Source organism: Aerococcus sp. L_32, from assembly GCF_050689315.1.
The window spans coordinates 1-3,505 of the sequence record NZ_JBOEQF010000220.1 but is presented as its reverse complement, the minus strand read 5'-3'; the positions used below and the strand labels follow the sequence as shown (position 1 = coordinate 3,505).

At 40.9% G+C, this 3,505-nt stretch carries 4 protein-coding genes; all 4 read right to left on the bottom strand.

Annotated elements, in window-relative coordinates; genetic code table 11:
- A partial coding sequence (gene murG, locus ACRCJ0_RS10750; RefSeq protein ID WP_431390431.1) for an undecaprenyldiphospho-muramoylpentapeptide beta-N-acetylglucosaminyltransferase occupies window positions 1–866 on the bottom strand: 866 nt, incomplete at its 3' end.
- Window positions 867–894: 28 nt separating this feature from the next.
- The gene (gene murD, locus ACRCJ0_RS10745) at window positions 895–2,283 is read right to left on the bottom strand and encodes a UDP-N-acetylmuramoyl-L-alanine--D-glutamate ligase (RefSeq protein WP_026465395.1); all 1,389 of its coding nucleotides are present in this window, start codon (window positions 2,281–2,283) and stop codon (window positions 895–897) included.
- A gap of 29 nt (window positions 2,284–2,312) precedes the next feature.
- The gene (gene mraY, locus ACRCJ0_RS10740; protein WP_016897664.1) at window positions 2,313–3,260 is read right to left on the bottom strand and encodes a phospho-N-acetylmuramoyl-pentapeptide-transferase; all 948 of its coding nucleotides are present in this window, start codon (window positions 3,258–3,260) and stop codon (window positions 2,313–2,315) included.
- A 67-nt stretch (window positions 3,261–3,327) separates the two neighbouring features.
- On the bottom strand, window positions 3,328–3,495 hold the full coding sequence (locus ACRCJ0_RS10735) for a PASTA domain-containing protein (protein ID WP_431390432.1): 168 nt from the start codon (window positions 3,493–3,495) through the stop codon (window positions 3,328–3,330).
- Between the last annotated feature and the right edge of the window lie 10 nt (window positions 3,496–3,505).

The following is a 3,505-nucleotide window of genomic DNA, read 5'->3' as shown; positions in this document are numbered from 1 at the left end:
CTTGGAATCAAAATAGATGGCGTCCCTAAGGCTGTTAATTCAGTCATAGTTGTTGCGCCTGAACGACACACGACTAGGTCAATGGTATTGAACAAGGCGGGCATATTATCGATATAGGACACAATTTGTACATTATCCCACTCATTAAAGTCAGCGAATGCTTCTTTAAATTCTTCGTAGTAAGTATCCCCTGAAGCGATCAATACTTGATAATCTTTTTCGATAAATGATGGAATAGCTTCTTTAACAGTTTCGTTGATTCGTAAAGCGCCACGACTACCACCGAAAATCAATACTGTTGGCTTGCCGTTTTCTAGACCATAAGCAGTTAAATCTGCCTTGTCTGTAATAGACGCTACCTCTTGGGCACGCGGATTACCTGTGAAAACTACTTTGTTCGCGTATCGTTTAAAATCTTTCGCTACATCCTCAAAGCAAATAGCTATTTTTGCCATAAAAGGCGCTAAAAACTTATTGGTCATGCCGGCAACGGAATTTTGTTCGTGGATAATACTTGGCACACCTGTACGTGCAGCTGCATATAAAACCGGTGCACAGACATAACCACCTGTACCAATCGCTACATCCGGGTTAAAATCGCGGACGATTTGCTTTGCCTTACGGACACTATCAAACATGTAATAAACTGTCCTAGCATTATCTAAAGACAATGACCGTTTGATCCCTTGAATTTGGATAGTTTTGAAATTGACCCCTTCATTAGGCACAATTTTTGATTCCAATCCACCTTCAGTCCCCACATACAGAAATTCTGCATCCGGATATTGCGCTAAAATTTGTTTTCTTAGGGCTAAGGCTGGGTAGATATGCCCCCCAGTCCCACCACCGGAAAGTAAAATTCGCATAATAAACTCCTTTTTCTCGCTAATTAATTTATTTACCTAAGTCTTCAATCGCTTTGATATAACGGTCACCACGGACTTCAAAGTTTGGATATTGGTCCCAAGAAGCTGAAGCTGGTGACAATAGAATGGTGTCACCAGGTGCTGACATGTCAAAGGCTGCTTTAACAGCTTCTTCGATCCATTCTACTTTTTCAATTTCTGTTAAACCTTGACTTTGTCCTAGGTCAGCAAATTTATCTGCTGCTTGTCCGAATACAACCATACCTTTCACACGGTCCATATGATCTGCTAATTCAGTCACTTCATTCCCTCGGTCTAAACCGCCCGCTAACCAAATGACATTGTCATGTTTTTGACTGAATGAATCAAGGGCTGTAATGGAGGCATCGTTATTTGTCGCTTTTGAATCATTGTAGAAACGACGACCGTCGATTTCAGCAACAAACTGTAGGCGGTGTTTCACGCCGTGGAAGGCAGATACGCCGTTTTTGATTTCTTCGTTTGAAATTCTTAGTAATTTACCAATAGCAACGGCCACTAGCATATTTTCTAAGTTGTGGTGTCCTGGTAGGAAGAAATCTTTTCTATTGAAGACAATTTCATCATGCCACATAAAGTTTTGGCTATCTTGGTCAAACCAAGCACCGTCAGGTTGAATAGTGGTCGCTGAAAAAGGCACAACTGTTGCTTTTGTCGCTCGGTCGCCAAATACGTCCATTTGGTCGGCATTTAAAATCAAGAAGTCATCTACAGTTTGGTTGGCAGTGATTTGCCATTTTGCAGAAATATAACCGTCCATTGAACCATGATAGTCTAAATGGGCAGCGTAAATATTGGTAATGGCTGCAATATGTGGTTTAAATGCATCTGTCCCCATTAATTGGAAGGAAGATAATTCTAAAATCAACCGGTCATCTGCTTCAGCTTTTGAAGCGATGTCTAATGAAGGAATCCCAATGTTCCCCCCAATATAGCTTTCACCTGCAAGTGAATCTGCTTTCCCTAACATTTCGCCAACTAGGCTAGTAGTTGTTGTTTTACCGTTAGAACCAGTGATACCAATGATTGTGGCATCGGTCATCTTATCTGCAAGTTCGATGTCGGTATAGACGGGTAGGGCAATTTCTTGCGCGCGAACGACCATTGGGTTGCTATAAGGAATACCTGGGTTTTTAACCATAAAGGCGAAGTCTTCGTCTAATAGTGATACGGGATGACCGCCAGCAACAACACGGGCATTATTTTCCTCGATAAGAGATTGGGCATCTTTATTTTCTTCAAGGGGTTTAAAGTCGTTGACAGTAACAATTGCCCCCAGTGCTTGTAGATGTTGCACGACTGAAACACCAGTCTTTGCAAGTCCGAGTACTAATATTTTTTTATTGCGAACTGATTCGCGCCATTGTGATGCTTCCATAATGATTTCCCCTTTAGTAAAAATTTAAATTAAAAGAATAATAAGCCGATGATGGCTGTGACTAAACCGACTGCCCAAAAGATAATATCTACCTTCCACTCGCTCCAACCAATCATTTCAAAGTGATGGTGGATTGGTGACATTTTGAAGACACGTTTACCGGTCAATTTGAATGAAGTGACTTGTATGATAACTGAAGCTGTTTCAACTACGTATACGAATCCAATCAATAGTAATGACCAAGGGTTGCTTAACATTACTGAAATAACAGCTAATAAAGCACCTAGAGCTAGTGACCCGGCATCTCCCATGAAGATACGAGCTGGTTTGCGGTTAAAAAATAGGAACCCTAATAATCCGGCAACGATAGCGATACAGAAGGCCCCAATTCCGCGTTCACCCATTCTAAATGCAATCAGTGCATAAGTTGAGAATGAGATGACACCAAGACCTGATGATAGGCCGTCAAGTCCGTCCGTTAAATTGAAGGCATTTGAAAATCCTGTGATCCATAGTAATAAGAAGACGAAGACGAATAAGACGTTTGTAATGCCTGTTGTAAATGGAAATGGAATCGACACATGGAAGGTAATCACACGCATTAATAATACGATTAGCGCTGAACCCACAATTTGTAAAATCAATTTTTGCAGTGAAGTTAAACCTTCATTTTGTTTCTTAAAAATCTTTAAGAAGTCATCGGCAAATCCGATACCACCAAAGAAAATCATTGTCCCAACTAACAACCAAACTTCACTGTGCCATTGCCCAGTAAGAATAGACCAGATCAATAAGCCGACTAGGGCTGCGGATAGGAAAACGACCCCACCCATTGCTGGGGTACCAGATTTGGCTTTATGCCAAGCTGGTCCCTCATCTCTTGTAACTTGTCCGAATTGTTTTTCACGCATAAATTGAATGAAAAACGGCATACCGACTAGCGTTAACACTAGTGTCGTGATAAATAGTAATACCATAATTTTCCCTTTCTCTTCCCTTATATTTATAGGTTAATGTAGATTTATGTTCCTTGTTTTTAAGTGTTTATGACTCAGCTAATTGTAACACAATCGTCTTATCGTTATTGACTTGTTCACCTACTGCGATCGACTGCCCAACAACGACGCCTTCACCCTCAAGTTCTACTTCAATACCAAGTAATGAAGTTAACGCTTGACTAGCTGACGCGTTCAATCCGGTAAAGTCTGGCATGGTTGGATTT